This is a genomic window from Sphingopyxis sp. KK2 (assembly GCF_001990265.1).
Taxonomy (GTDB): domain Bacteria; phylum Pseudomonadota; class Alphaproteobacteria; order Sphingomonadales; family Sphingomonadaceae; genus Sphingopyxis.
The window spans coordinates 1-3,425 of the sequence record NZ_LYVN01000233.1 but is presented as its reverse complement, the minus strand read 5'-3'; the positions used below and the strand labels follow the sequence as shown (position 1 = coordinate 3,425).

Annotated in this window: 5 protein-coding genes and 1 pseudogene; 5 read left to right on the top strand and 1 reads right to left on the bottom strand. The window is 66.2% G+C overall.

All coding sequences use genetic code 11. From position 1 onward, the window contains the following. Both B1A78_RS21005 and B1A78_RS21000 read left to right on the top strand, forming a co-directional pair. Positions 1-351: pseudogene (locus B1A78_RS21005) on the top strand (DNA gyrase subunit B); the annotation flags it as partial. Positions 352-438: 87 nt separating this feature from the next. Next, complete coding sequence (locus tag B1A78_RS21000) at positions 439-828, top strand: septal ring lytic transglycosylase RlpA family protein (protein WP_077148800.1); 390 nt, start codon at positions 439-441, stop codon at positions 826-828. A gap of 241 nt (positions 829-1,069) precedes the next feature. Here the strand turns inward: B1A78_RS21000 and B1A78_RS20995 are convergent, their stop codons facing one another. Beyond that, complete coding sequence (locus tag B1A78_RS20995) at positions 1,070-1,996, bottom strand: glutaminase (RefSeq protein WP_077148799.1); 927 nt, start codon at positions 1,994-1,996, stop codon at positions 1,070-1,072. Positions 1,997-2,094: 98 nt separating this feature from the next. On the opposite strand from B1A78_RS20995, the gene B1A78_RS20990 reads away from it, so the two are divergent. From B1A78_RS20990 to B1A78_RS20980, 3 genes are read left to right on the top strand one after another with little or no spacing between them, the layout of a single operon-like run. Then, a complete protein-coding gene (locus B1A78_RS20990) occupies positions 2,095-2,568 on the top strand; it encodes a VOC family protein (RefSeq protein ID WP_077148798.1) in 474 nt (157 codons plus the stop codon). Next, positions 2,565-2,906, top strand: coding sequence for a helix-turn-helix transcriptional regulator (locus tag B1A78_RS20985; RefSeq protein ID WP_077148797.1), 342 nt, complete (start codon positions 2,565-2,567; stop codon positions 2,904-2,906). Before B1A78_RS20990 ends, B1A78_RS20985 begins: the two co-directional genes overlap by 4 nt. 10 nt (positions 2,907-2,916) lie before the next feature. After that, on the top strand, positions 2,917-3,399 hold the full coding sequence (locus tag B1A78_RS20980; RefSeq protein WP_077148796.1) for an SRPBCC domain-containing protein: 483 nt from the start codon (positions 2,917-2,919) through the stop codon (positions 3,397-3,399). The last annotated feature ends 26 nt before the right edge of the window (positions 3,400-3,425 follow it).

The following is a 3,425-nucleotide window of genomic DNA, read 5'->3' as shown; positions in this document are numbered from 1 at the left end:
GCCGCGGCGCTGGCCGCAGCGGCCGAGGCCGAAGGCGACGACAGCGACCTGCCCGCGACGAGCAGCGGCAAGGCGACGCCGATCACGCGGCCGTCCGAACTGCTCGAGGCGATCTTCGCGCACAGCCGCAAGGGCCTGTCGATCAGCCGCTACAAGGGGCTGGGCGAGATGAATGCCGAGCAATTGTGGGAAACCACGCTCGACCCCGCCAACCGTTCGCTGCTGCGCGTCGAGGCCGAACAGGCCGACATCGCGCACGAGATCTTCGAGCGGCTGATGGGCGACGAGGTCGAGCCGCGGCGCGATTTCATCCAGACCAACGCGCTTTCGGTGGCGAATCTCGACGTCTGACCGCATATCCCGCGCGGCGTAACGCGGACCGGCTTGCGCTGGCAGGCCGGGGCTGCTCCACCGCCTTCGATCAAAAGGGGATGGGATATGCGCGCTTTGATGATGCTCGCCGCGCCGCTGTTGATGGTGGTTCCGGCGGTTGCGCAGGATGGCGGCGGCGACGAGGACGGCGTTACCGAAACCGAGCTTTCGACCGGCATGGCGAGCTATTACAGCCGCGAACTCGAGGGCAATCGCACCGCCAATGGCGAAGTCTGCGACCCCGACGACCTGACCGCCGCGCACCGCACCCTGCCTTTTGGCAGCAAGGTGCGCGTCACCAACCTGGCCAATGGCGACAGTGTTGTCGTGCGAATCAACGACCGCGGGCCGTTCGGGCGCGGGCGGGTGATCGATATCAGCCATGCCGCGGCGAAGGAAATCGGCATGCACAGGAGCGGCACCGCGCGGGTCAAGCTGACCCTGCTCGACGACTGACGTACGACAACAGACGAAGTGCCACGCCGCATACGTCGGCCGAATTTATTTCACACAAAGGCACAAAGATGTCGTGCTGGCCGCGAAGCGGCTTCACCCTTCTCACGCTGCACATGAGTCAGATGATGAGAAGGCGGCCTTGCGGCCGCGAACCATCTTCTTCGTGCCTTTGTGCCTTTGTGTGAAACAAAAAAATCCCGGCCTGTCGGCCCCGGACGAAGCTCGCTACGCGCGCCCGCTCCTAATCGAACACCGACCAGCCCGCGGCATAAGCGAAATGTTCGAGCGCGATCGCGCCGACCAGCGAGGTTCCGGCTTCGTTGAGGCCGGGCGACCAGACCGCGATCGACCCCTGCCCCGGCGCGATGCAGAGGATGCCCCCGCCGACGCCGCTCTTGCCCGGCAGGCCGACGCGGAAGGCGAATTCGCCGCTGTTATCGTAATGGCCGCAGAGCATCATGATCGCGTTGATGCGGCGCGCGCGGTGCGCCTCCAATAATTGTTCGCCGGTGCGCGGATCGCGACCCTCCATTGCGAGGAAGAGGCCCGATCTGGCGAGCTGGGTGCAGCTCATCGCGATCGCGCATTGGCGGAAATAGACGCCGAGCGTCGTTTCGACCGGATGGTGCAAATTGCCAAAGGCATCCATGAAATGGGTGAGGCTGCGGTTGCGGGCGCCGGTTTCGGATTCTGAGAAGGCGACGTCGAGGTCGATATCGACCGCATCGTCGCCGGCGCGGGCGCGCATGAAGGCGAGGATTTCGGCGACGGTTTCGTCGAGGTCGCGGCCGTCGAGCAGCCGGTCGGTGGTCGCAATCGCCCCGGCGTTGATGAAAGGGTTGCGCGGCACCCCCGCCTCGTTTTCGAGCTGGACGATCGAGTTGAAGGCGCTGCCCGACGGCTCGCGGCCGACGCTGTCCCAAAGCGAACTGCCGACGCGGCGCAGCGCGAGTGCGAGCGTGAAGACCTTCGACACCGACTGGATCGAGAAGGGTTCGGCGGCGTCGCCGGCGGTGTGGAGGGTGCCGTCGGGGAGCGCGAGCGCCATGCCGAAGCGCATCGGGTCGACCTTCGCCAGCGCCGGGATATAGTCGGCGACCTTGCCCTGGCCGCGATGCGGGAGGGCGATTTCATAAGCCTCGGCGAGGCAGCGGGCGAGGTCGGTCATGGCCCCATAACTAGCAACTTCATTCGCGATTGCATGTATTTTCATTTTTGTGAAAATATTATATGATTGAGAAATCAAATCGAGTCGGGAGAAATATCATGGCTGACAATCCACGCGGGAAGGGGCTTTCGAGCGCCGTCTGTTACCAGGACAGCAAGGCGGCGTTTCGCTGGCTGGAGGCGGCGTTCGGCTTCGAACCGCTCTTCGTGCTGCTCGATGCCGAGGGCAATCTGGCGCACAGCGAGATGGGTTATGGCGCCTCGACGATCATGGTCGGCAATGAATGGAGCGCCGACCACAAGAGCCCGAAGTCGCTGGACGGCAAGAACACGCAGACGGTGCATGTCCAGCTTGGCGTCGGCGAGGATATTGACGCGCATTGCGAGGTCGCGCGCGCGGCCGGGGCCGATATCGTGCAGGAGCCCGAGACGCAATTTTACGGCGACCGCAGCTACCGCGCCAAGGACCCCGAGGGGCATATCTGGACATTCGGCGTGACGGTCGAGGAAAAGAGCGCCGACGAGTGGGACGCCGCGGGCGGCTTCACGACCAAGACGCGGCTCGACGATTGAGCGCCGAAAAAACCAGTAAGGGCGTTGACCGCGTCTTCGCCGCGCTGGCCGATCCGAAGCGGCGGCGCGCGGTCGAACTGCTCGGCGCGCGGCCGTATAGCGCGGGCGAGCTCGCCGACGCGCTCGGGCTCGCGCCGCCCGCGATGAGCCGCCATTTGCGCGCGCTGAAGGAGGGTGGGCTGGTCGAGGACGGCCATCCGCTGTTCGACGCGCGGGTGCGTATCTATCGGCTGAAGGACGGCGCGACCGCCGAATTGAAGCAATGGCTCGCCGAAACCGAGGCGCTGTGGAGCGACCAGCTCACGAACTTCAAGCGCCATGTCGAGGGCGGCCAATGAGCGCGCCCCGATGAGCGCGGCCGTGATCGTCGCGCTGCGCGTCGCGGCGTCGCCGGCGCGGGCGTTCGAGGCGTTCACCGACGAGATCGGAAGCTGGTGGGAAAGCCACCCGCTGTTCATGCTGTCGCGCCGGGGCGACGGGGTGCTGCGCTTCGACCCCGCAGGGCCGGGCGGGCGGCTGGTGACGCGGTTCGACGACGGCCGCGAGTGGGAGGTCGGCCCGGTGCGTCATTGGGAGCCGGGCGAACGGGTCGCGTTCGGCTGGCGACTGCCGAGTTTTCGCGCCGATCAGTCGACCGAGGTCGAGGTGCGCTTCGAGGCGGTCGGCGCCGAGACGCGCGTGACGGTCGAGCATCGCGGCTGGGATGCGATCCCGCAGAAACATGTCGCGCGGCACGGGTTCGAGCTGATGCTGTTCCAGCGGCGGCTGGGCGAACATTGGCGCGGGTTGCTGGGAGCGATGGGCGAGCGGGTTTCCGGAGCGACGGGCTAGGGCGGGGAGCGGGCGTTCTTTCTCCC